Raw genomic sequence first — 20,503 nt, 5'->3', positions numbered from 1 at the left:
CGGGGCCGCCCCGTCAGCTCTGCTTCTCGAAGGGGCTCGGGAACGGGAAGTAGTTCTCCAGGAACGCGTGCATCCGGACGCTGACCTGCTCGCGCTCCTCCGGCGGTACGTCCACGTCGTTGAGGCAGAAGAAGTCGAAGCGGCGGTTGCGGCGCAGGTCGGCCAGGCGCCGCTCGGCGTCCGGGCGGCTGATGTTCACGTACCGGAAGCTGAACTTGCCGGGCACGCCGCGGCCGGTCATGAGGGCGTACTGATAGAGCAGCGGGGCCGTCATCGCGATGTCCGTCGGCGAGCGGAAGCGGGACGCCGTGGTGCGGGCGATGTCCTCCGGGAACAGCTCCTCCAGCGCGCGCAGCGCCCCGCGCTGCTGCGGCAGCGGGGTGTGCATGAAGTTGTTCGTCGTGATCCGCCCGAACTTCTCCAGCAGCAGCCGGCGGACGTTCTTGCTGGCGGAGTTGGTGGCGGTCTCCTCGGCGTGCGGTTTGCCGATGCCGATCTTCAGCGGGGAGACGGGGATCTTCATCAGCCCGCTGCCGTGGAAGAAGTGCTCGGGGGTGATCCGGCGGCCGACGAAGACGTCGTCGTTGAAGTACAGGTAGTGCTCGGACAGCCCCGGGATGTGGTGCAGCCGCGTCTCGATCGCGTGCGAGTTGAAGACGGGCAGCACGCCCTCGGGAAAGATGTCGCGATGATCGACGACGGTGATGCCGTCGACGCCGTCGTCGAGCCAGTGGGGCTTCTGCCCGTCGGTGACGATGTAGATGTGCCGGACGAAGTCGGCGTACATCGCGAGCGAGCGCAGCGAGTACTTCAGCTCGTCGTGGCTGGTGTAGCGGGAGGCGTTGGTCTCCTTGTCCAGGATCTCGGCGGTGCCGCGCTCCTGGTACCGGGCCCGCTTGGCCCGCATCTCCGGCTCCTCGCCGTCCACCCAGGTGTAGACGACGTCGACGGGGAAGGTGACGCGGTTCACGGTCGGCAGGGTGAAGGGGGCGAAGGTCGGCAGTTCCCGCTCGCCGACCCGGACGGTGGCGGGCTGCTGCTCGGTGGCGGGCAGGACGTCGGTGAGACCGTTGTTGCGCGGCGTGACGAGTGACTCCCGGAAGATGTCCTCGGACGCCTGCGGCTGCACCTTGGCCAGCCGCCGGGGCCCGTCGGCGGAGGCCAGCAGCTCGCCGCCGTCCTCCCAGAACTCCACGTCACAGGCCAGCTCGGGCCCGGCGAGCAGCTGACCGGCGGGACCCAGGTGGTTCTCGCCGATCCGCAGCACGGGCGCGGAACGCAGTGCCGTGGGCAGCACCCCGTCCATGAACATCGCGGGGTGCTTGAGCTGGCCGCCGGGCAGCGGCCGCCCGATGAACACGGCCTTGCCCGCGTTCCGCGCCTCCAGGGCGGTGAGGAACCGCTCCCGGTCGACGGCGTTCACGCCCACGATGTGGCGCGTACGGGAGGTGGGCACGAGGAAGTACGAGACCCCGGCCTCCTCCAGCGCCGCGATGACGATGTCCAGGTTGGACGCGGCCGCCTCCGCGGCGGTGAACCGGGACACGACCCGGCCGTAGAGCTGCTGGCCGCGCACCGCCACCGGACGCAGCACCGGATCGGTGACCGCCGCCTTGCGGCGCCGCCGCATGGTGCGCAGCTGCCAGACCCGCTCGGCGGCCTTCCGCTCGACTCGCGGTCGCATCCGCCGCGCAAAGGAACGCACGGTCACGTTCTGTGCTCCTCTTCAGCCCTACACCCTGTCCTGCGTTAACGAGACAGGCGAAAGTGAGAAAAGGTTGTGGAGGAGTTCACCGGAACTTAACCGGACGTGACGAGGGGGTCGACGGAGGCCGGGGAGCGTGGGCCTCGTCCCCCATACCCCTTAGGTAGGCTCGAAGCCATGGCCGACGCACCGTACAAGCTGATCCTCCTCCGCCACGGCGAGAGCGAGTGGAACGAGAAGAACCTGTTCACCGGCTGGGTGGACGTCAACCTCACCGCGAAGGGCGAGAAGGAGGCGACGCGCGGCGGCGAGCTGCTCAAGGACGCCGGCCTGCTGCCCGACGTGGTCCACACGTCCCTCCAGAAGCGCGCGATCCGCACCGCCCAGCTCGCCCTGGAGGCCGCGGACCGCCTCTGGATCCCGGTCCACCGCAGCTGGCGCCTGAACGAGCGGCACTACGGCGCCCTGCAGGGCAAGGACAAGGCCCAGACCCTCGCCGAGTTCGGCGAGGAGCAGTTCATGCTGTGGCGCCGCTCCTACGACACCCCGCCGCCGGCGCTGGACCGCGACGCCGAGTACTCCCAGTTCTCCGACCCGCGCTACGCGACGCTCCCGCCGGAGCTGCGCCCGCAGACGGAGTGCCTGAAGGACGTCGTCAACCGGATGCTCCCGTACTGGTTCGACTCGATCGTCCCCGACCTCCTCACCGGCCGCGTCGTCCTGATCGCCGCCCACGGCAACTCGCTCCGCGCCCTGGTCAAGCACCTCGACGGCATCTCCGACGCCGACATCGCGGGCCTGAACATCCCCACCGGCATCCCGCTCTCCTACGAACTGGACGCCGACTTCAAGCCGGTCAACCCCGGCGGCACGTACCTCGACCCGGAGGCGGCCGCTGCGGCGATCGAGGCTGTGAAGAACCAGGGGAAGAAGAAGTAAGCGCCCACGAACAAGCCCCCTGCCTGTGGGTTCCCCGCTGGTAGGGGGCTTGTTCGCACTCTGGGGCCGCCTGCGGGCCGTCAGGGCGACGGGGCCGTGCGCTCTCCGGGCTCCGGCTCCGCCAGGACCCGGCTGTGCCACAAGCTCAGCCCGGTCACCTTGCGCACTGCTCGGATCACATCCATCTCGCGGGGCCCGCAGTCGATGAGCACCACCTCGTGGGACGGGTCGTCGCAGAGCAGCATGTAGTGCTCGGTGGACTCTTCGTCGGACATCTCGCCCTCCTGCCTCAGCGCACGGGAGCGTATGCGTCCTCCCAGACGGCAGCCATGGCTTTTCGAGTGCGCTCGCGCAGAAGTAAGCGGTACTGATCAAGCCCCCCGCCTGCGGGTTTCTGTGGGTGGGGGGCTTTTCGACGTGTCCGCAGCACCAACCGAGAACCCTCAGCACCCACCGGTGCCCGGCCTGGGCTGTAAGTGCTGAAGGGCGGGTCCGCGGCGCGCCTGCCGGTACTCCTCGTAGAGCCGGTCGCCGGTCGAGCAGAGGGCCGCTGCCCCCCCCCGGTGGTCCTGTGCGATCCGGCAGGCCGGGCAGCCGGGGTAGTGCTCCAGCATGGCCGAGCGAGGTGAAGGGCTCTGCCCGCTGATGCCAGTAGGGGCGCAGCAATGAGACCGCCGAGCCCCACTGGTCAAGCCCCCCGCCCGCGGTTCCCCGCACCGACAGGGGGCTTGGCGCTTGCTGGGCCCTCGCCTACTGGACGTCCACGAAGTCGCCCGTGGCCTTCACAGCCGGGGTGGTGGAGGTGCCGGTGAAGTACCAGCGCCAGTAGCCGTCCTCGGACGCGGTGACCGTGGTGGTCAGGGTGCCGGTGGTGGAGGTGTTGACCGTCTTGACGGTGGTGTAGGTGGTCGCGCTCGCCTTGCGGAACTGGAGCTTGACCGGCTGGCCGGCGTAGCCGCGGTAGTCGAGGGTGTCCCAGTTGGCCCGGCTGAGTTTGCCGGTGACCGTGAGGGGCTTGCCCTTGATGACCGGTTCGGGACCGGCGTCGGCGGTCAGCTTGGACAGGCGCTGGAGACGGGTGGTGGTGTGGGCCCAGCGATTCGTCCAGCTGCCGTCGTTGGCGGACACGTGCACCCCGACCTTCCACGTTCCCGCGTCGGCGTTGGTGACCCACCAGTCCGGCTCGAAGGTGAAGGTCTTCGAGCAGGTGGAGGTCGTAGCGCTGGACGCGACGCAGTCCGCGGGCGTGGTGTCCTCGTTCGGAGTGACGTAGTCGGTGGCGCTGAAGTAGGGGTCGCTGCCGTCCGGGCCGCGCCAGAGGTAGAAGTCGGCGTCCCAGATGCCCGACGGGTCGGTGGCGGTCACGGACACCGTGACGGTCTTGTCGGTGACGCCGACGACGATGTCCTTGTCACCGTTGACGGAGACGTCGGTGATCTGTACGTCGCCTACGCCGTCGTCCGCGTGCGCTGCCGGGCCGGTGAATCCGCCCAGCAGGCCCGCGGCGGCCAGCACGGTGAAGAGTGCGCGCTTGCGCATGGGGCTCCCTTGCGAGGGTGAAGACGCCCCACCTGATGTGTACACGGCGGGGCGCAGGAAAGGGCACACCGTAGTGAGCGGCCCCGCCGGTCACAAGCAGACGCTGATGTCCGTCATGTCCGGACAGACATCAGTGGCGCGCTCAGCGAGCGAACGGCCCGCCCATCCGCGAGTACGACAGCTTCAGCGAGTCCACCGAGTACGTCTTCGACCCCGTGGTCGTGATGCCCGAGCCCGAGCCCTTGAGGAAGTGGACGAGGCCCCAGCGGTCCTCGTAGCCCAGCTGCTCGTTGGTGTCGACCATCAGGTCGGCGCGGCCGTCGCGGGTGTAGTCGGTGAGCTTGAGGTGGGCGCCGAACTGGTCCTCGGTCTCCGGGGTGCCCGCGATGCCGGAGGTGTCCTGGGAGTAGGACTTGGCGCCGGTGGCGGACAGGCCGCCCGCGCGGCCGAGGAGGACGGTGACCGAGCCGGCGTTGCGCTTGGTGCCGAGGTCCTCGCCGCGGGCGCCGATGGCGAGGTCGGCGTAGCCGTCGCCGTTGACGTCACCGGCGGCGACGGCCGAGCCGAAGTAGTCCTCGTTCTCGGAGGAGCCGGGCACGCCGGTGGTGTTCTGGGTGAACGTGACCTGCTTGCGGGCCGTGTTGGGGCCGGTGGAGCCGCCGTACTGGACGGTGACGTAGCCCTTCTCGCCCTCGGTCTGCTCGTAGCCGCGGCCGATGGCGAGGTCGCCGTAGCCGTCCTTGTCGAAGTCCCCGATGGTGAGGATGTCGCCGCCCTGGTGGCCGCCGTCGTCGGGCACCCGCAGCTCGCCCGCGCGCTGGGTGAAGGTGCTGCCGCCGCGGTGGAAGTAGGCCCGCAGGTCCGTGTCGTCGTTGCCGTCCTGGAGGTCCAGGCCGAGCACGTACAGGTCGGTGGCGCCGTCGGCGGTGACGCGGCCCGCGACCAGGTTGGGGGCCCACAGGTAGCCGTAGGCGCCGCCCAGGGTGTCCGAGCCGCTCTTCCCGCCGGTGCGGGTGAAGGGGCCCTTGAGGAGGACCACGCCCGCCCGGCTGTTGCTGGTCACCGCGAGGTCCACGTCGCCGTCGCCGTCGAAGTCCCCGGAGACGAGGTCCTCACCGAAGTGGTCGCCCTGGTTCTCGTACTCCTGCGGGACGGGCGAGTTGAAGACCGTGCCGGAGCCGAGGCCCGTGGCGCTGCCCCAGACGACGGTCAGCCCGCCGCGGGACTGGATGGTGCCGGCGTCCTCGCCGGGGGAGGAGACGACCAGGTCGGCGTAGCCGTCGCGGTCGAGGTCGGCGGTGGTGGCGGCGGCACCCCACCAGTCGCCCTCCTCCACCGCGCCGGGGATGCCGGCCGAGTCCTGGTGGATGGTCTGGACGCGGGTGCCGGGGCCGGCCGAGGTGCCGTAGACGACGGTGACCCGGCCGTCCTTGCCGTGCGAGCCGCCGAGCATGACGAAGTCGCGGTAGCCGTCGCCGTTGAAGTCGTCGGACAGCTTGGCGGGGGCCGCCGACGCCGAGGGGGCCGTCAAGAGCGGTGTGCAGACCGCTGCCGCGAGGGCCACGGCAGCGGCGAGGGCGGGACGTCTGGCGCGCATGGGTCTCCGTTGTCCAAGAGCGTGCTGGGATCGTGCTGAGCTGTGATCAACCGCGCTCTTGGACCTGCGCGACAGGCGAATGGTTGTACGGAGAACGACAGCAGGTCTGCTCTGGATTGCAGGTCTGCTCCGGATGCAGGTCTGCTCCGGATTGCGGGTCTGCTCTAGATGGTCAGCGGCACCGGGTGGACCTCGTCCGCCTTGTGCCCGGCCCGCTCGTGGATGCGCTGGACCGCCTCGGCCGACGGGGCCTCGGACAGGCAGTAGACGACTCCGGACTCCGGATCGGCCCAGGCCTGCTTGAAGTGGACCCTCTCGTCCTTCTCTATGGCGAGGTCAGCCTGGTGGGCGTCGCGGAGCTGGTCCTCGGTGATGCCCTTCATGTTGTGGTGGACGTCCATGAACTCGGGCATGGCCTCCACCTCCTTCCCCTTGGTCCCTTCCGTGGTCCCATTCCATGCTGCGCCGAAGGGCCCCCGGCAGCACGCCGGGGGCCCTTCCACGTGGTCACGGAGTCGCGGTCACCCGCACTGGCACGGATTGCCCGACTGGCACCCGCAGCCGCAGCCCGAGCCGCAGCCGCAGGCGCCGATCAGCATGAGGTTCCTGATCTCCGCGGGCTGCTCGGTCGGGCGTTCCTGCGTGGGGTCGGGCGTCGCGGCGGGGGTGCCGGGGGATTCGGCCATGGATCCTCCTCGAGGCTGGAGCCTGTGCCCATTGCATGCCCGGTTCTCTGGGCGCATCAACGGCGCACAGTGGCTCGCACGCGCCCCCGCCGCACCCCGAGGCGCCCGATGCCCCCCGCCAGGCCCGATCAGGCCGGGTCAGGCCCCTTCCGTCCCCGCCGGCTGGATCTCCGCCTGCAGCTCCTGCTGGAGCTCGTCCGCGTGCTCGCCGGTCACCAGGAACACGACGCGCTTGGCGACCGCGACCGCGTGGTCGGCGAACCGCTCGTAGTAGCGGCCCAGCAGGGTCACGTCGACGGCGGTCTCGATGCCGTGCTTCCAGCGGTCGTCCATCAGGTGCTGGAAGAGGGTGCGGTGCAGCAGGTCCATCGCGTCGTCGTCCTGCTCCAGCTGGAGCGCCAGGTCGACGTCCTTGGTGACCAGCACCTCCGCGGCCTTCGCCATCAGCCGCTGGGCGAGCTGGCCCATCTCCAGGATGGTGGCGTGCAGGTCGTGCGGGACCGCCCGCTCGGGGAAGCGCAGCCGGGCGAGCTTCGCCACGTGCTGGGCGAGGTCGCCGGAGCGCTCCAGGTCGGCCGACATACGGAGCGACGTGACGACGATCCGCAGGTCCGTCGCCACCGGCTGCTGGCGGGCCAGCAGGGCTATGGCCCGGGCCTCCAGGTCGTGCTGGAGGTCGTCGACCTTCTTGTCGCCTTCGATCACATGCTCGGCCAGCTTCAGATCGGCGTCGAGGATGGCCGTCGTGGCGCGCCCGATCGCCGACCCGACCAGGCGGGCCATCTCGACCAGCCCGTCGCCGATCGAGTCCAGTTCCTCGTGGTACGCGTCCCGCATCAGGGTTCCCTCTCGTGCGTTGTTCCGGGGAGTCCGGGGAGTTCAGGGGCCGCCGGGCCCTTTGCCGAAAACCCGCGTCATCAACCCCACGCTCCCACGTTCCGTCCCCTACGCGTCCGTTTCCGCCACCCCAAATGAACCGGTACTGGCTCCTAGGTGAACTCTGGGCGACGAGTGTTCTAGCTCCCTCACGGATGGCTGTGGCCACGCCTCGCACCATGCCTAACCTGGATGCATGGACGTGAACGCGGCGGTCGCCGCAGCGGCAGCGATCGCCGGGGTACTGACCGGCGTCATCGCCATGCTGGCGTTCCGCTGGAGCGAGCGCGACCTGAAACGCCCCACCCGCACCTCCCTGCACACCGATCCGGTCCTCCCGCCCGGCGTGGACACGGTCCTGTCCGTACTCCGCTCGTCGGCCGTCGTGCTCGACGAGGCCGACGCCGTCGTCAAGGCCAGCTCGGCGGCGTACGCCCTCGGCCTGGTCCGCGGCGGCAAGCTGGCCGTGGAGCCGATGCTCCAGATGGCCCGCGACACCCGCCGCGACGGCGAGATACGCCAGGTGGAGCTGGACCTGCCCCGGCGCGGCACCGGCCGCGGCGAGGCCCTCGCGGTCTCCGCGCGGGTCGCCCCGCTCGGCTCCCGTCTGGTGCTCCTGCTGGTCGAGGATCTCACGGAGGCCCGCCGGATAGAGGCGGTACGGCGTGACTTCGTCGCCAATGTGAGCCATGAGCTGAAGACGCCGGTCGGCGCGCTCTCCCTGCTCTCCGAGGCCGTCATGGACGCCTCCGACGACCCGGAGGCCGTGCAGCGGTTCGCCGGGCGGATGCAGATCGAGGCGACCCGGCTGACCAACCTCGTGCAGGAACTGATCGACCTCTCCCGGGTGCAGAACGACGACCCGCTGGAGGACGCCGAGCCGGTCGCGGTGGACGAGCTGGTCGCCGAGGCCGTCGACCGCTGCCGGCACGCGGCCTCCACCAAGCAGATCACCATGGCCGCCGGCGGCACCGACGACCTGAGCGTCTGGGGCAACCGCGGCCAGCTCGCGGCGGCCCTCGGCAACCTCGTCGAGAACGCAGTGAACTACTCGCCCGCCCGTACCCGCGTCGGCATCGCCGCCCGCCGGGTGACCGCTCCGGGCGGCGACATGATCGAGATCGCCGTGACCGACCAGGGGATCGGCATCTCCGACAAGGACAAGGAGCGCATCTTCGAGCGCTTCTACCGAGTCGACCCGGCCCGCTCCCGCGCCACCGGCGGTACGGGTCTGGGCCTGGCCATCGTCAAGCACGTGGCCGCCTCGCACGGCGGGGAGGTCACGGTGTGGAGCTCCGAGGGACAGGGCTCCACCTTCACCCTGCGGCTGCCGGAGGCGGGCGCCGCCCGCGACCGGGCGCACCAGAGCTCCACCGGCGGCGGGCAGAACGGCCGCACCCGCAGCATGTCCCCTGACGCACCCCCGTACGAAGAAACACTTCCCGCCCCGGAGGTCCTTCCGTGACCCGTGTGCTCGTCGTCGAGGACGAGGAGTCCTTCTCCGACGCCCTGTCGTACATGCTCCGCAAGGAGGGCTTCGAGGTCGCGGTCGCGACCACCGGGCCCGACGGACTCGACGAGTTCGAGCGCAACGGCGCCGACCTCGTCCTCCTCGACCTGATGCTGCCGGGCCTGCCCGGCACCGAGGTGTGCCGCCAGCTGCGCGGCCGCTCCAACGTCCCCGTGATCATGGTGACCGCCAAGGACAGCGAGATCGACAAGGTGGTCGGCCTGGAGATAGGAGCCGACGACTACGTCACCAAGCCGTTCTCGTCGCGTGAGCTGGTCGCCCGGATCCGGGCCGTCCTGCGCCGCCGCGGCGAGCCGGAGGAGGTGGCCCCGGCCGCCCTCGAGGCGGGCCCGGTCCGGATGGACGTCGACCGGCACGTGGTCACCGTCGGGGGCTCCAAGGTCGACCTGCCGCTGAAGGAGTTCGACCTGCTGGAGATGCTGCTGCGCAACGCCGGCCGCGTCCTGACCCGGATGCAGCTCATCGACCGCGTCTGGGGCGCGGACTACGTCGGCGACACCAAGACGCTGGACGTCCACGTCAAGCGCCTGCGCGCCAAGATCGAGCCGGACCCGGGCGCCCCGCGGTACCTGGTGACGGTGCGCGGCCTCGGCTACAAGTTCGAGCCGTAAAGCCGGACGGACACGGACACACGAAAGGGCGGAGCCTCTCCGGAGGCCCCGCCCTTCGTCATACGGCTGTGAGGTCTACGGCCGTGAGATACGGCCGTGAGGTCTACGACCCTCAGTGCCCGGCCGCGTCGTGACCCGCCGCCGACTCACCGGCCGGCGCGGACGCGGAGGCCGCGTCGCCCGGGGTGGCGGCGCCGCTCGGCGTGCCCGTGGCGCCCTCACCGGCGTGGCCGGCGCCCTCACCCGCGTGGCCGGTCGCCTCGCCGGACGGGGTCGCCGCGCCCGACGGGGTGGCCTCGCCGGACGGCGTGGCGCCCGGGGCGGCGGGAACCTTGGTCGGGCCCCACTCGGCGAAGTAGCTCTCGGCCGGGACGACGAACGCCTGGAGGCTCACGTCACCGGTCTCGCTGAAGGAGAAGGTGACCTTCTGGGCGTCGCCGTCGGTCAGGCCCTCGCCGTCCTGCAGCACGGCGGAGGCGTTGTCCTTGCCGCCGATGACGACGGAGCCGCCGGCCGGGATGGTCAGCTCGCCCTTGCCGCCGGCGGGCTTCAGCTCGACGGGCTGGTCCATCCCGTCCACGGTGATCGACTCCAGCGTCTGCGCGCTGTCGCCGGCGTTGAAGACGGTGGCGGAGACGACCGCGGGACCGGTCGCCTCGGGGTCGGGCTGGGTGATGACGACGGCGTTCTGGATCTTGATGTCGCCGACGCTGGTGGCCGCGTTGTCCGGCTTGATCCCCAGGGTCTGCGAGTTGTTGCCGGCGCCGCAGGCGGCGAGCGAGGCGATCGAGAACGCGATGGCGGAGGCGGCGAGGGCGCCGCGTCGAAGGCTGCTGCTCACGGCGGCGGCAACTCCTTGAACGCAGGGGCAGCTCTCCTTGTAAAGCCGCCCTAAGTGGCTGTCAGCGGCCCCAGGTTACCGAGCCGTTCCCGCGCCGCCGCACCCGACCCTCCCCCTGGGGCGCGGTTCGCTCAGCCGGGGGGTACCGCCCGGCTTTCCCATAAGACCCCCGGTAAGACCCCGGTCAAACGGTTCGGCATACGGCCGACGACGGCGCGCGAATTTTCCGTGAAGGAATGCGCGACCGCCCCCGGAATTGATCACGCCGGGCGACGTGAGCGAGTGGCGTGATCAATTCCGGATTCGTCTCGTACCCGCCTCCACGCACCGAACGGAGTAGCGGAAGTCGAGCACTTGCAACCGGACATATCGGGACGTTCGGCCGCTTGGAGCGGGCGTCGGCGGCGTGTGACGTGCCCGTTTCGCCCGGCCCGGACAGCCGCTCCCACCTGCGAATACCTTCTTCCGCCGGCCCCGCGAAGCACGTTCCTGTTGCTGTTGTCAAGCCCCGAGATATGCCCTGACCTGCGAAAACGCCATTCAGAAGACGCCGTATCCGTGTTACCCTGGATAGCCACGGAAGGGGTACCTGTCACATGACGTTCAAGGTTGGCGACACCGTGGTCTATCCCCATCACGGGGCCGCGCTGATCGAGGCCATCGAAACTCGCCAGATCAAAGGCGTGGACAAGACCTACTTGGTGCTGAAGGTCGCCCAGGGTGACCTGACGGTGCGTGTGCCAGCGGACAATGCGGAGTTCGTCGGCGTGCGTGATGTGGTCGGTCAGGACGGACTGGACCGGGTCTTCGAGGTGCTGCGCGCGCCGTATGCCGAGGAGCCCACGAACTGGTCCCGTCGTTACAAGGCAAACCTGGAGAAGCTCGCCTCCGGCGATGTCATCAAGGTCGCGGAAGTCGTGCGTGACCTGTGGCGTCGCGAGCGCGAGCGTGGACTCTCCGCCGGTGAGAAGCGCATGCTCGCCAAGGCCCGCCAGATCCTGGTGAGCGAGCTGGCCCTCGCGGAGAACACGAACGAGGACAAGGCCGAGGCCCTGCTCGACGAGGTTCTCGCCTCCTGACGCGTGGCAGCAGCCCGCTGAAGCCCGGTACATCTCAGTACACCGAAATGCCGCGGTGCCCGATGACGCAAGCGACGTCGCCGGGCGCTGCGGCATGTTCGTCTCACGGCACGCCACGCGCCATACGCCGAGGGGAGCTCCCCCCGGTACTGTGCGTGCCGGGCCCTGGCTGCCGGCTCGACCGGTGTCACGGAAGGGTCCGGTCAAGGCTGCGCGCCCGGCACTCCCCACGCTCGGTGAGCGGGGGGTACCCCCAGGCCATACCCAACCAGGCCGAGCACACAAACCTGACAGGAAACGATGTCTGACGTTTCGCGACCTTCGCCGGGGGCGGCCTCCGTCGCCGCCGTGATTCCGGCCGCCGGGCGGGGCGTACGCCTCGGCCCGGGCGCCCCCAAGGCGCTTCGCGCGCTGAACGGCACTCCCATGCTGGTCCACGCGGTGCGGGCGATGGCGGCCTCCCGCGCGGTGTCCCTCGTCGTGGTCGTGGCACCGCCCGACGGCGCCGCCGAGGTCAAGTCGCTGCTCGACGCGCACGCGCTGCCCGAGCGGACCGACTTCGTCGTCGTCCCCGGCGGCGACTCACGGCAGGAGTCCGTACGGCTCGGGCTGGACGCGGTGCCGCCCGGGCACGAGATCGTGCTGGTGCACGACGCCGCACGCCCGCTGGTGCCGGTGGACACGGTGGACGCCGTGATCGACGCGGTACGGGCCGGCGCGGCCGCCGTGGTGCCGGCGCTGCCGCTCGCCGACACCGTCAAGGAGGTCGAGCCCGCGCGGACGCCCGGCGAGCCGGAGCCGGTGCTGGCCACGCCGTCGCGTGCGCGGCTGCGCGCGGTGCAGACGCCGCAGGGCTTCGACCGGGCGACGCTGGTGCGGGCGCACGAGACGGTCACCGACGACGTCACCGACGACGCGAGCATGGTCGAGCAGCTGGGTGTCCAGGTCGTGGTCGTGCCCGGCCACGAGGAGGCGTTCAAGGTGACCCGGCCGCTGGACCTGGTCCTTGCGGAGGCGGTCCTGGCGCGCAGGAGGCTCAACGATGGCTTCTGAGGCACCCGTGGAGATGCCGCTGCCCCAGGTCGGCATCGGCACCGACATCCACGCCTTCGAGGAGGGCCGCGAGCTGTGGTGCGCGGGCCTGAAGTGGGAGGGCGAGGGGCCGGGGCTGGCCGGGCACTCCGACGCGGACGTCGTCGCCCACGCCGCCTGCAACGCGCTGTTCTCCGCGGCCGGCCTCGGTGACCTCGGCCAGCACTTCGGCACGGGCCGTCCCGAGTGGTCCGGCGCGTCCGGCGTGACCCTGCTGACGGAGGCGGCCCGCATCGTCCGCGCGGCGGGCTTCCGGATCGGCAACATCGCGGTACAGGTCGTCGGCCCGCGCCCGAAGATCGGCAAGCGCCGCGACGAGGCCCAGAAGCTCCTCTCGGAGGCGGCCGGGGCGCCGGTCTCGGTGTCCGGCGCGACGACGGACGGGCTCGGGTTCCCGGGGCGCGGGGAGGGCCTGATGGCGGTGGCGACGGCGCTGGTCGTACGGACGACGTGACCGCGGCGAAACCGCCGTACGGCGCAACCCACTGCCCAGGGCCCACTACCCTGGAGTGGTGACTATTCGCCTGTACGACACCAGCGCCCGGCAGATCCGTGACTTCACCCCGCTCAAGCAGGGTTGTGTCTCGATCTACCTGTGTGGTGCCACCGTGCAGGCCGCGCCGCACATCGGCCACATCCGGTCGGGTCTGAACTTCGACATCATGCGCCGCTGGTTCGCCTACCGCGGCTATGAGGTGACGTTCATCCGCAACGTCACCGACATCGACGACAAGATCATCGCCAAGGCCGCCGACCAGGGGCGGCCGTGGTGGGCGATCGGGTACGAGAACGAGCGCGCGTTCACCGACGGCTACGGCGCGCTCGGCTGCCTGCCGCCGACGTACGAGCCGCGGGCCACCGGGCACGTCACCGAGATGGTCGAGATGATGCGCGGGCTCATCGAGCGCGGGCACGCCTACGAGGCCGACGGCAACGTCTACTTCGACGTGAAGTCCTTCCCCGGCTACCTCCAGCTCTCCAACCAGGAGCTGGAGAACCTGCTCCAGCCCTCCGGCGAGGGCGAGACCGGCAAGCGGGACCCGCGGGACTTCGCCATGTGGAAGGCCGCCAAGCCGGGCGAGCCGACCTGGGAGACGCCGTGGGGCCGGGGCCGGCCGGGCTGGCACCTGGAGTGCTCCGCGATGGCGCACAAGTACCTGGGCAGCGCCTTCGACATCCACGGCGGCGGACTCGACCTGATCTTCCCGCACCACGAGAACGAGATCGCCCAGGCCAAGGCCTACGGCGACGAGTTCGCCCGGTACTGGGTGCACAACGCCTGGGTCACCATGAGCGGCGAGAAGATGTCGAAGTCGCTCGGGAACTCGGTGCTGGTCTCCGAGATGGTCAGGAAGTGGCGGCCCATCGTGCTCCGCTACTACCTGGGCACCCCGCACTATCGCTCGATGATCGAGTACAGCGAGGAGGCGCTGCAGGAGGCCGAGGCCGCGTTCTCGCGGATCGAGGGCTTCGTACAGCGCGTGGTCGAGCTGGCCGGCGGCGCGGTGGAGCCGTCCGCCGAGGTGCCGCCCGCCTTCGCCGAGGCGATGGACGACGACCTGGGCGTGCCGCAGGCGCTCGCCGTCGTGCACACCACGGTCCGGCAGGGCAACTCCGCCCTGGCCGCCGACGACAAGGAAGCCGCGGTGGCCCGCCTCGCCGAGGTGCGCGCCATGCTCGGCGTGCTCGGCCTCGACCCGCTCGACCCGCACTGGGCCGGCGAGAACGAGCGCGGCGAGGACCTGCACAGCGTCGTCGACAACCTCGTACGCCTCGTCCTGGACCAGCGCGAGTCCGCGCGGGCCCGCAAGGACTGGGCGACGGCCGACGCCATCCGCGACCAGCTCAAGCAGTCCGGCCTGGTCATCGAGGACAGCCCGCAGGGGCCGCGCTGGAGCCTCGGCTCCCGCTGAGCGCCTGATGATCGACTGTGCCGCCCGGCTCCCCGGGCGGCACACTGCATACACGTACGTATCCGACGCACCACAGAGACAGGTAGGTCATGGCCGCGAACAACCGTCGCATGTCCGGCAAGAAGGGCGCGCAGGTCGGCAGTGGCGGCAAGCGGCGCCGGGGCCTGGAGGGCAAGGGGCCGACGCCGCCCGCCGAGATGCGCAAGGGGCACGTCAAGCAGCGGGCCGCCGCCGCGAAGGCCCGCCGCGCGCAGGGCCGCACCCAGCGCCGCCCCGGCGGCAAGGGCACCAGCGAGCTGGTCGTCGGGCGCAACCCGGTGTTCGAGGCGCTGCGCGAGGGCGTGCCCGCCACCACGCTCTACGTCCAGCAGTTCATCGACAACGACGAGCGGGTCCGCGAGGCGCTCCAGCTGGCCGCCGAGCGCGGCAACATCAACCTCATGGAGGCGCCGCGTCCCGAGCTGGACCGGATGACGAACGGGCTCAACCACCAGGGCCTGGTCCTCCAGGTGCCGCCGTACGAGTACGCCCACCCCGAGGACCTGCTCGACGCCGCCGCCGAGGAGGGCGAGGACCCGCTGATCGTCGCCCTCGACGGGGTGACCGACCCGCGCAACCTGGGTGCCGTGGTGCGCTCCGTCTCCGCGTTCGGCGGGCACGGCGTCGTCGTACCGGAGCGGCGCGCCGCCGGGATGACCGCGGGCGCGTGGAAGACCTCCGCCGGCACGGCCGCCCGCACGCCGGTCGCCCGGGCCACCAACCTCACCCGCGCGCTGGAGCAGTACAAGAAGGCCGGTGTCGTGGTCGTCGGGCTCGCCGCGGACGGCGAGGTCGAGCTGGGCGAGCTGGAGGCGCTGGAGGGGCCGGTCGCGATCGTCGTCGGCAGCGAGGGCAAGGGCCTGTCCCGGCTGGTCGGCGAGACGTGTGACTTCCGGGTGCGGATCCCGATGCCGGGTGGCGCCGAGTCGCTGAACGCGGGTGTCGCGGCGGGCATTGTCCTGTACGAGGCCGCGCGTCGGCGAGCTTGACGGTGGTTGGCTCGGGCAGGTGGAGCCGTCGGCCGGAGGCCGGCGCAGCCGTCCGAAGCCGCGTAGCGTGCGAGGGCGGCAGACAGGAGGGGTCGTGTGACTTCCGGGTGCGGATCCCGATGCCGGGTGGCGCCGAGTCGCTGAACGCCGGTGTGGCGGCGGGCATCGTGCTGTACGAGGCGGCGCGCCGACGGGCGTGATGCGCCGGGAACGGGTGTGCGGACGAGTCACCCGTAAGGCGTATTCGGGGCTGTCCGGGCAAGCTTGACGCGGTCCGGACAGATCCGGCGGGTCAAAGCAGTGTCCTAACCACACGTCACTCGGTTAGATGAGTGTGGACACCAGAACACCCCGCACACCCACGGGGGACCGCTCGTCGGGATTCGACGACGCTCCCGCGCTGAGCATGGTGAAGGTGCCGAGCGATCCGGCGCAGGTCATCGTCAATCACGCGAGCTTCCGCGTGCAGCTGGGCGCCTCCTCGGGACGCGCGCAATCCCCGCGGGTCGCACGGCACATGACCACCGCCGAGAACACCGCCCGCATCCCCGTCGTGGGGACGGCGGCGGGCAGAGCGGCCCCCGCCGGCACCCGCCGCCGCCCGGTGGTCTGGAGCGGCAGGTCCGCCCCCGACGACACCGGCGCCCACCGCCTGCTCCAGGCCGTGCACGGTGCGGGCGTCCGGCCCGTCGAGGAACCCTCGGCCGCCGACGCCGGAGCCACCCAGGTCATCCCGCGCGTCGAGGCCGAGACCGGCGGATACGACGGCTACGACGGCGACGGCTACACCGCGTTCGACCAGACCGTCGAGACTCCCGTCGTCGGCGCCCAGCGCACCCCCGGCGACGGCACCCGGCTGCTGCCGCACATGCGGACCGTCGAGGGCGCCTACGACGAACTCCCCTACGAGGACGAGCGGTTCGACGGCGACCCGGACACCGACCCGGCCGACGGCGAGGCCCGCGGCCGGCGGCACGGCGGCGACCCGGCACGGCACGCGTACTATCCCGGCCGCCGGATGAACCTCGGGGTCGTGCTGCTCCCGCTGCGGATCTTCCTCGGCTTCATCTCCATCTACGCCGGCATGGGCAAGCTCTGCGACCCCGTCTACTTCGACGGCGGCAAGCGCGGCTCCATGGTCAAGTGGCTCAACACCCTGCACCCCTGGGAAGTCGCCGAGCCGCTGCGCCAGTTCGCCCTGGAGCACCCGGTCGGCTCCGGGCTCGTCATCGCCTTCGCCCAGGTCATCGTGGGCGTGCTGACGGTCTTCGGCTGCTGGCAGCGGGTCGCCGCCGTGGGCGGTGCGCTGCTGTCGGCCGCGCTGCTCGTCACCGTCAGCTGGAAGAGCGTCCCCGCCTACGAGACGCCCGACATCATCTACCTCGCCGCCTGGTCGCCGCTGATCATCGCCGGTGCGCCGGTGTACTCCGTCGACGGGCGGCTCGCCGGCCTCGCCTGGCGCCGGCTCGGGCCGCGGGCCGACATCTGGGAGCTGCGGCAGTACGTGCTGCGCCGCGGCGCCCTCGTCACCGCCGTCATGATCGGGCTGACCCTGCTGATCGGCTCCCTGCTGGGCGGTGCCGTACGCGACGCCGACCGGGTGGTCGTGCCCGGCCCCGGCGAGCCGCCGCGCAACGAGCTGCCCGGCTCGCCGCTGCCGCAGGAGCCCCGCGAGCGCCGGGCCGGCACCAGCCCGTCCGCCACCACCTCCTCGCCCACCCAGGGCGCCACTTCGGCCGCGCCCACCGCGGGCGCCGCGACCACGCCGGGGGCCACCCGGGACACCGCCACCGGGGGCGCGCCCAGCCAGACGCAGGGCACGGCGGGACAGGCGCCGCCGCAGCAGTCCTCCCCGGCGCAGCAGGCCCCGAGCACCACGGCCGGGCCGACGTCCAGCGGCGGCAGCACCACCGGCGGCGGCAGCACCGGCTCGCCGGGCGGCGGGGAGACCTCGTCGGGCCAGCCCGGGCTGGTCGGCGGGCTGCTCGGGTAGCGGCTCCGCGAGCACTCCGCCGTACGGCAGAGGGGCCCCGCACGATGATGTGCGGGGCCCCTTCGTCGTACGGCGAGGAGGCGCTCAGCGGCCCAGCGCCGCCAGTTCCTTCGCCGCCTCAGTGAGGTCCTTCGCCGTGTCGATGGCGCGCCAGTACGCGCCGTGCGGGATCGGGAAGCCGGCCAGCCGGCGCTCCCGGGCCAGGTGCGGGAAGGTGGTGCGCTCGTGGTCGCCGCGCTCGGGGAGCAGGGCGGCGAACTCGGGGGAGAAGACGTAGACGCCCGCGTTGATCTCGAAGGTGGACGGCGGGGCCTCGATGAAGTCGGTGATGTGACCGAAGCCGTCGGTGCGGACGGCGCCCCAGGGGATACGCGGGCGGGCCAGGGCGAGGGTCGCGACGGCGTCCCGCTCGGTGTGGAAGTCGGCCATCTCGCGCAGCGAGAAGCGGGTCCAGATGTCGCCGTTGGTGGCGTACCAGGGGCGGTCGGGGTGGGGCAGGTGGGCGGCGGCGTACTTCAGGCCGCCGCCGCGGCCGAGCGGCTCCTTCTCCACGACGGTGGTGACGGAGACCGGGAGGTCGGCGGCGTCCAGCCACTCCTTGAGGACCTCGGCGAGGTGGCCGCAGCTCACCACGACGTCGGTGACGCCCTCTTCCGCGAGCCAGGTGAGCTGGTGACCGATGATCGGCGTCCCCGTCCCGGGGATCTCGACCATCGGCTTGGGCCGGTCGTCGGTGTAGGGGCGCAGCCGTGAGCCTTGGCCTCCGGCCAGGATGACCGCCTGGGTGGGGCGGGCGGCGGCGTTCGGATCAGTCATGGCCGAACTGTACGTGCTGGGTTCTAAGGGCCGGGCGCCTACCAGCTCGGGAGGTGCGGTGCGTTTGCGGGTGCGGGCCGTCTGTGGTTGTTCGCAGTTCCCCGCGCCCCTTGAGCGAGTTCCCCTGGACGGCGCTTGAGCCGTGCCGGAGTGTCTCCCCGACACGGCCCCGTACCTCATCTCAGCCGTGGGCCGCCAGGACGCCCGAGGCGAAGGACGTGTCGCAGACCGGGCGGGCGTAGGACTGGGCGCGGGTCGGGCCGTAGGCGGCCACCGCGGCGCGGCCGAGGGCGCGGGCGATGGAGACGCAGTGCTTGGCGAGCGAGGGGCGCTCGTCCACGGCCTGCTGGAGGTGGGTGAGGGCGACGCCCGGGTCCTTCTGCTGCAGCTCGGTCAGGAGCTGGTCGCGCAGCACCTCGTGGGCGGCCTTGCGGTCGGCGCGCGTGGAGGCGTCGGCGGCCGAGATGTCCGAGGCGGCGAGCACCGAGCCCTCGGGGTTCCCCGACCAGTTGACATGCGTCACCGCGAGGGTCCCGGAGAGCACCAGGACGACGGGCAGGACGAGGGCGAGGGAGCGGCCGATCCGGCGGGCGGGGCCCCGGCCGCGTCGCGTCTGTTGGGTGGTGGAGTGCTTCACGCTCGTGAGGGTAGCGCCCGGTAATGATTTGGCGACATTTGGTCACCGGTTCGGGGGACGGGCAGATGCCTTTTCCGGGGTGTGGAGTTGACGAACGGTGGTCGAAATGGGCGGGTGTGCCGGGGTATTTGTCGACAACGAGAAGGGCCCCGCAGCGCTCTGCGGGGCCCTCTTCGTCAACCTGGGTGAATTACCCGGGGTTGTTCCGCTCAGTCGGACAGGCGCGCGCCGGTCGACGTGGAGAAGACGTGCGTCTCGCCGGAGCGCGGGACGACGTGCAGCTGGCTGCCCTTCTCCGGGACCTCACGGCCGCCGACGCGGACCACCAGGTCCTTGGACTCGCCGCCGACCTGCGCGGTGCCGTAGACGTACGCGTCGGAGCCCAGCTCCTCGACGACGTTGACGGTGACCGCGACACCGAGGTCGGAGTCCGGGCCGGCCACGTCGAAGTGCTCGGGGCGGACGCCGACGGTGACCGTCTTGTCGGTGGTGGCGGAGAGCGCGTCACGCTGCACCGGCACGACCGAGTTGCCGAACTTCACACCGCCGTCGGTGATCGGGACCTCGACCAGGTTCATGGCCGGGGAGCCGATGAAGCCGGCGACGAAGAGGTTCGCGGGCCTGTCGTACATGTTGCGCGGGGTGTCGACCTGCTGGAGCAGACCGTCCTTGAGGACCGCCACGCGGTCGCCCATCGTCAGGGCCTCGACCTGGTCGTGGGTGACGTAGACGGTGGTGATGCCGAGGCGGCGCTGGAGCGAGGCGATCTGCGTACGGGTCGACACGCGGAGCTTGGCGTCGAGGTTCGACAGCGGCTCGTCCATGAGGAAGACCTGCGGCTCACGCACGATGGCGCGGCCCATGGCGACACGCTGGCGCTGACCGCCGGAGAGCGCCTTCGGCTTGCGGTCCAGGTACTGGGTGAGGTCGAGGATCTTCGCGGCCTCCTCGACCTTCTGCCGGATCTCCGCCTTGTTGACGCCGGCGATCTTGAGCGCGAAGCCCATGTTGTCGGCGACCGTCATGTGCGGGTAGAGCGCGTAGTTCTGGAACACCATGGCGATGTCCCGGTCCTTGGGCGGCAGGTGGGTGACGTCGCGGTCGCCGATGCGGATGGCGCCGCCGTTGACGTCCTCCAGGCCGGCGAGCATGCGCAGGGAGGTGGACTTGCCGCAGCCGGACGGGCCGACCAGGACGAGGAACTCGCCGTCCGCGATCTCGATGTCGAGGGCGTCGACGGCGGGCTTGTCGGAACCCGGGTAGATCCGGGTCGCCTTGTCGAACGTGACAGTGGCCATGGTGAATGGGCCCCCTTCTACCGGCAGGAACGTGCCGGACGATCCGTTGTAGGAAGGTGGTTGGTGTAGTCCACACGCGTGAACTGGGTCAGGACGGTACCTGCCGTTCACCTGTTCTGTCAGTAGCCGGACGGCTGTGAACTTCGCGGAAATTTTCGACAGGGGCGGGCACCGGGCTGGGTACACTGCACGGGCGCGGTGCACCGCACGCGCGCGTGCCTCCTTAGCTCAGCTGGTTAGAGCGCCGCTCTTGTAAAGCGAAGGTCGTCGGTTCGAATCCGACAGGGGGCTCCCCGGCAGAGGCCCGGTGGCTGTGGTCAGC

General features: G+C 71.1%; 20 protein-coding genes, 1 tRNA gene and 1 pseudogene. 11 read left to right on the top strand and 11 right to left on the bottom strand.

Annotation, left to right across the window (positions count from 1 at the left end):
* Window positions 1-13: 13 nt before the first annotated feature.
* Window positions 14-1,711: a stealth family protein gene (locus ACZ42A_RS12730; RefSeq protein WP_468527187.1), complete on the bottom strand. Its 1,698-nt coding sequence runs from the start codon at window positions 1,709-1,711 to the stop codon at window positions 14-16.
* 171 nt (window positions 1,712-1,882) lie between these two features.
* Between ACZ42A_RS12730 and ACZ42A_RS12725 the strand changes: the two genes are divergently transcribed.
* A complete protein-coding gene (locus tag ACZ42A_RS12725; RefSeq protein ID WP_468527186.1) occupies window positions 1,883-2,644 on the top strand; it encodes a phosphoglyceromutase in 762 nt (253 codons plus the stop codon).
* Between the two features lie 80 nt (window positions 2,645-2,724).
* On the opposite strand, the gene ACZ42A_RS12720 is transcribed toward ACZ42A_RS12725, so the two are convergent.
* From ACZ42A_RS12720 to phoU, 6 genes are all read right to left on the bottom strand, one after another.
* Window positions 2,725-2,919: a hypothetical protein gene (locus ACZ42A_RS12720; protein WP_468527185.1), complete on the bottom strand. Its 195-nt coding sequence runs from the start codon at window positions 2,917-2,919 to the stop codon at window positions 2,725-2,727.
* 475 nt (window positions 2,920-3,394) lie between these two features.
* Window positions 3,395-4,183, bottom strand: a complete 789-nt coding sequence (locus ACZ42A_RS12715) for a calcium-binding protein (protein ID WP_468527184.1) — start codon at window positions 4,181-4,183, stop codon at window positions 3,395-3,397.
* Between the two features lie 142 nt (window positions 4,184-4,325).
* Window positions 4,326-5,780 carry an FG-GAP and VCBS repeat-containing protein gene (locus ACZ42A_RS12710; RefSeq protein WP_468527183.1) on the bottom strand — a complete coding sequence of 485 codons (1,455 nt, stop codon included), beginning with the start codon at window positions 5,778-5,780 and terminating at the stop codon, window positions 4,326-4,328.
* Window positions 5,781-5,944: 164 nt separating this feature from the next.
* A complete protein-coding gene (locus ACZ42A_RS12705; protein WP_468527182.1) occupies window positions 5,945-6,193 on the bottom strand; it encodes an SCO4226 family nickel-binding protein in 249 nt (82 codons plus the stop codon).
* A 108-nt stretch (window positions 6,194-6,301) separates the two neighbouring features.
* Window positions 6,302-6,466: a hypothetical protein gene (locus ACZ42A_RS12700; protein WP_468527181.1), complete on the bottom strand. Its 165-nt coding sequence runs from the start codon at window positions 6,464-6,466 to the stop codon at window positions 6,302-6,304.
* Between the two features lie 138 nt (window positions 6,467-6,604).
* Window positions 6,605-7,303, bottom strand: coding sequence for a phosphate signaling complex protein PhoU (gene phoU / locus ACZ42A_RS12695; protein ID WP_468527180.1), 699 nt, complete (start codon window positions 7,301-7,303; stop codon window positions 6,605-6,607).
* Between the two features lie 235 nt (window positions 7,304-7,538).
* Here phoU and phoR point away from each other — a divergent pair, with 235 nt between their 5' ends.
* Window positions 7,539-8,807 carry a two-component system sensor histidine kinase PhoR gene (phoR, locus tag ACZ42A_RS12690; RefSeq protein WP_468527179.1) on the top strand — a complete coding sequence of 423 codons (1,269 nt, stop codon included), beginning with the start codon at window positions 7,539-7,541 and terminating at the stop codon, window positions 8,805-8,807.
* The gene (gene phoP, locus ACZ42A_RS12685; RefSeq protein WP_043502011.1) at window positions 8,804-9,484 is read left to right on the top strand and encodes a two-component system response regulator PhoP; all 681 of its coding nucleotides are present in this window, start codon (window positions 8,804-8,806) and stop codon (window positions 9,482-9,484) included. The genes phoR and phoP overlap by 4 nt, the downstream gene beginning before the upstream one ends.
* Before the next feature lie 112 nt (window positions 9,485-9,596).
* On the opposite strand, the gene ACZ42A_RS12680 is transcribed toward phoP, so the two are convergent.
* A complete protein-coding gene (locus ACZ42A_RS12680) occupies window positions 9,597-10,325 on the bottom strand; it encodes a copper chaperone PCu(A)C domain-containing protein (protein WP_468527178.1) in 729 nt (242 codons plus the stop codon).
* 596 nt (window positions 10,326-10,921) lie between these two features.
* On the opposite strand from ACZ42A_RS12680, the gene ACZ42A_RS12675 reads away from it, so the two are divergent.
* From ACZ42A_RS12675 to ACZ42A_RS12645, 7 genes and pseudogenes are all read left to right on the top strand, one after another.
* Window positions 10,922-11,404 carry a CarD family transcriptional regulator gene (locus ACZ42A_RS12675; RefSeq protein ID WP_003953493.1) on the top strand — a complete coding sequence of 161 codons (483 nt, stop codon included), beginning with the start codon at window positions 10,922-10,924 and terminating at the stop codon, window positions 11,402-11,404.
* Window positions 11,405-11,704: 300 nt separating this feature from the next.
* On the top strand, window positions 11,705-12,457 hold the full coding sequence (ispD, locus tag ACZ42A_RS12670; protein WP_468527177.1) for a 2-C-methyl-D-erythritol 4-phosphate cytidylyltransferase: 753 nt from the start codon (window positions 11,705-11,707) through the stop codon (window positions 12,455-12,457).
* Window positions 12,447-12,950, top strand: a complete 504-nt coding sequence (gene ispF, locus ACZ42A_RS12665) for a 2-C-methyl-D-erythritol 2,4-cyclodiphosphate synthase (protein ID WP_468527176.1) — start codon at window positions 12,447-12,449, stop codon at window positions 12,948-12,950. The genes ispD and ispF overlap by 11 nt, the downstream gene beginning before the upstream one ends.
* A 58-nt stretch (window positions 12,951-13,008) precedes the next feature.
* Window positions 13,009-14,409 carry a cysteine--tRNA ligase gene (cysS, locus tag ACZ42A_RS12660; protein WP_468527175.1) on the top strand — a complete coding sequence of 467 codons (1,401 nt, stop codon included), beginning with the start codon at window positions 13,009-13,011 and terminating at the stop codon, window positions 14,407-14,409.
* 89 nt (window positions 14,410-14,498) lie between these two features.
* Entirely contained in the window at window positions 14,499-15,437 is a 939-nt protein-coding gene (gene rlmB, locus ACZ42A_RS12655) for a 23S rRNA (guanosine(2251)-2'-O)-methyltransferase RlmB (RefSeq protein WP_468527174.1), read from the top strand.
* A gap of 92 nt (window positions 15,438-15,529) precedes the next feature.
* A pseudogene (locus ACZ42A_RS12650) lies at window positions 15,530-15,637 on the top strand (TrmH family RNA methyltransferase); the annotation flags it as partial.
* A 128-nt stretch (window positions 15,638-15,765) separates the two neighbouring features.
* The gene (locus ACZ42A_RS12645; protein WP_468527173.1) at window positions 15,766-17,430 is read left to right on the top strand and encodes a DoxX family protein; all 1,665 of its coding nucleotides are present in this window, start codon (window positions 15,766-15,768) and stop codon (window positions 17,428-17,430) included.
* An 84-nt stretch (window positions 17,431-17,514) separates the two neighbouring features.
* Here the strand turns inward: ACZ42A_RS12645 and ACZ42A_RS12640 are convergent, their stop codons facing one another.
* From ACZ42A_RS12640 to ACZ42A_RS12630, 3 genes are all read right to left on the bottom strand, one after another.
* Window positions 17,515-18,246 carry a nucleotidyltransferase family protein gene (locus ACZ42A_RS12640; protein ID WP_468527172.1) on the bottom strand — a complete coding sequence of 244 codons (732 nt, stop codon included), beginning with the start codon at window positions 18,244-18,246 and terminating at the stop codon, window positions 17,515-17,517.
* A gap of 181 nt (window positions 18,247-18,427) precedes the next feature.
* On the bottom strand, window positions 18,428-18,883 hold the full coding sequence (locus ACZ42A_RS12635; RefSeq protein WP_468527171.1) for a hypothetical protein: 456 nt from the start codon (window positions 18,881-18,883) through the stop codon (window positions 18,428-18,430).
* Window positions 18,884-19,092: 209 nt separating this feature from the next.
* Window positions 19,093-20,181, bottom strand: coding sequence for an ABC transporter ATP-binding protein (locus tag ACZ42A_RS12630; RefSeq protein WP_468527170.1), 1,089 nt, complete (start codon window positions 20,179-20,181; stop codon window positions 19,093-19,095).
* Window positions 20,182-20,398: 217 nt separating this feature from the next.
* Here ACZ42A_RS12630 and ACZ42A_RS12625 point away from each other — a divergent pair.
* Window positions 20,399-20,472 (top strand) — tRNA-Thr (locus ACZ42A_RS12625).
* Window positions 20,473-20,503 lie beyond the last annotated feature (31 nt).

The sequence above is a fragment of the Streptomyces sp. NPDC030838 genome, assembly GCF_055572035.1.
The sequence above is the reverse complement of the archived record's forward strand: the minus strand, read 5'-3'. Positions and strand labels throughout refer to the sequence as shown.

Bases quoted from the DNA above. Each gene is read 5' to 3' on its own strand.
- ACZ42A_RS12720 (WP_468527185.1), bottom strand. From the start codon at position 2,919: ATGTCCGACGAAGAGTCCACCGAGCACTACATGCTGCTCTGCGACGAC.
- phoR (WP_468527179.1), top strand. From the start codon at position 7,539: ATGGACGTGAACGCGGCGGTCGCCGCAGCGGCAGCGATCGCCGGGGTA.
- ispF (WP_468527176.1), top strand. From the start codon at position 12,447: ATGGCTTCTGAGGCACCCGTGGAGATGCCGCTGCCCCAGGTCGGCATC.
- ACZ42A_RS12645 (WP_468527173.1), top strand. From the start codon at position 15,766: ATGAGTGTGGACACCAGAACACCCCGCACACCCACGGGGGACCGCTCG.
- ACZ42A_RS12700 (WP_468527181.1), bottom strand. From the start codon at position 6,466: ATGGCCGAATCCCCCGGCACCCCCGCCGCGACGCCCGACCCCACGCAG.
- rlmB (WP_468527174.1), top strand. From the start codon at position 14,499: ATGGCCGCGAACAACCGTCGCATGTCCGGCAAGAAGGGCGCGCAGGTC.
- ACZ42A_RS12715 (WP_468527184.1), bottom strand. From the start codon at position 4,183: ATGCGCAAGCGCGCACTCTTCACCGTGCTGGCCGCCGCGGGCCTGCTG.
- phoU (WP_468527180.1), bottom strand. From the start codon at position 7,303: ATGCGGGACGCGTACCACGAGGAACTGGACTCGATCGGCGACGGGCTG.
- ACZ42A_RS12675 (WP_003953493.1), top strand. From the start codon at position 10,922: ATGACGTTCAAGGTTGGCGACACCGTGGTCTATCCCCATCACGGGGCC.
- ACZ42A_RS12725 (WP_468527186.1), top strand. From the start codon at position 1,883: ATGGCCGACGCACCGTACAAGCTGATCCTCCTCCGCCACGGCGAGAGC.
- ACZ42A_RS12710 (WP_468527183.1), bottom strand. From the start codon at position 5,780: ATGCGCGCCAGACGTCCCGCCCTCGCCGCTGCCGTGGCCCTCGCGGCA.
- ACZ42A_RS12630 (WP_468527170.1), bottom strand. From the start codon at position 20,181: ATGGCCACTGTCACGTTCGACAAGGCGACCCGGATCTACCCGGGTTCC.
- ACZ42A_RS12705 (WP_468527182.1), bottom strand. From the start codon at position 6,193: ATGCCCGAGTTCATGGACGTCCACCACAACATGAAGGGCATCACCGAG.
- ispD (WP_468527177.1), top strand. From the start codon at position 11,705: ATGTCTGACGTTTCGCGACCTTCGCCGGGGGCGGCCTCCGTCGCCGCC.
- ACZ42A_RS12640 (WP_468527172.1), bottom strand. From the start codon at position 18,246: ATGACTGATCCGAACGCCGCCGCCCGCCCCACCCAGGCGGTCATCCTG.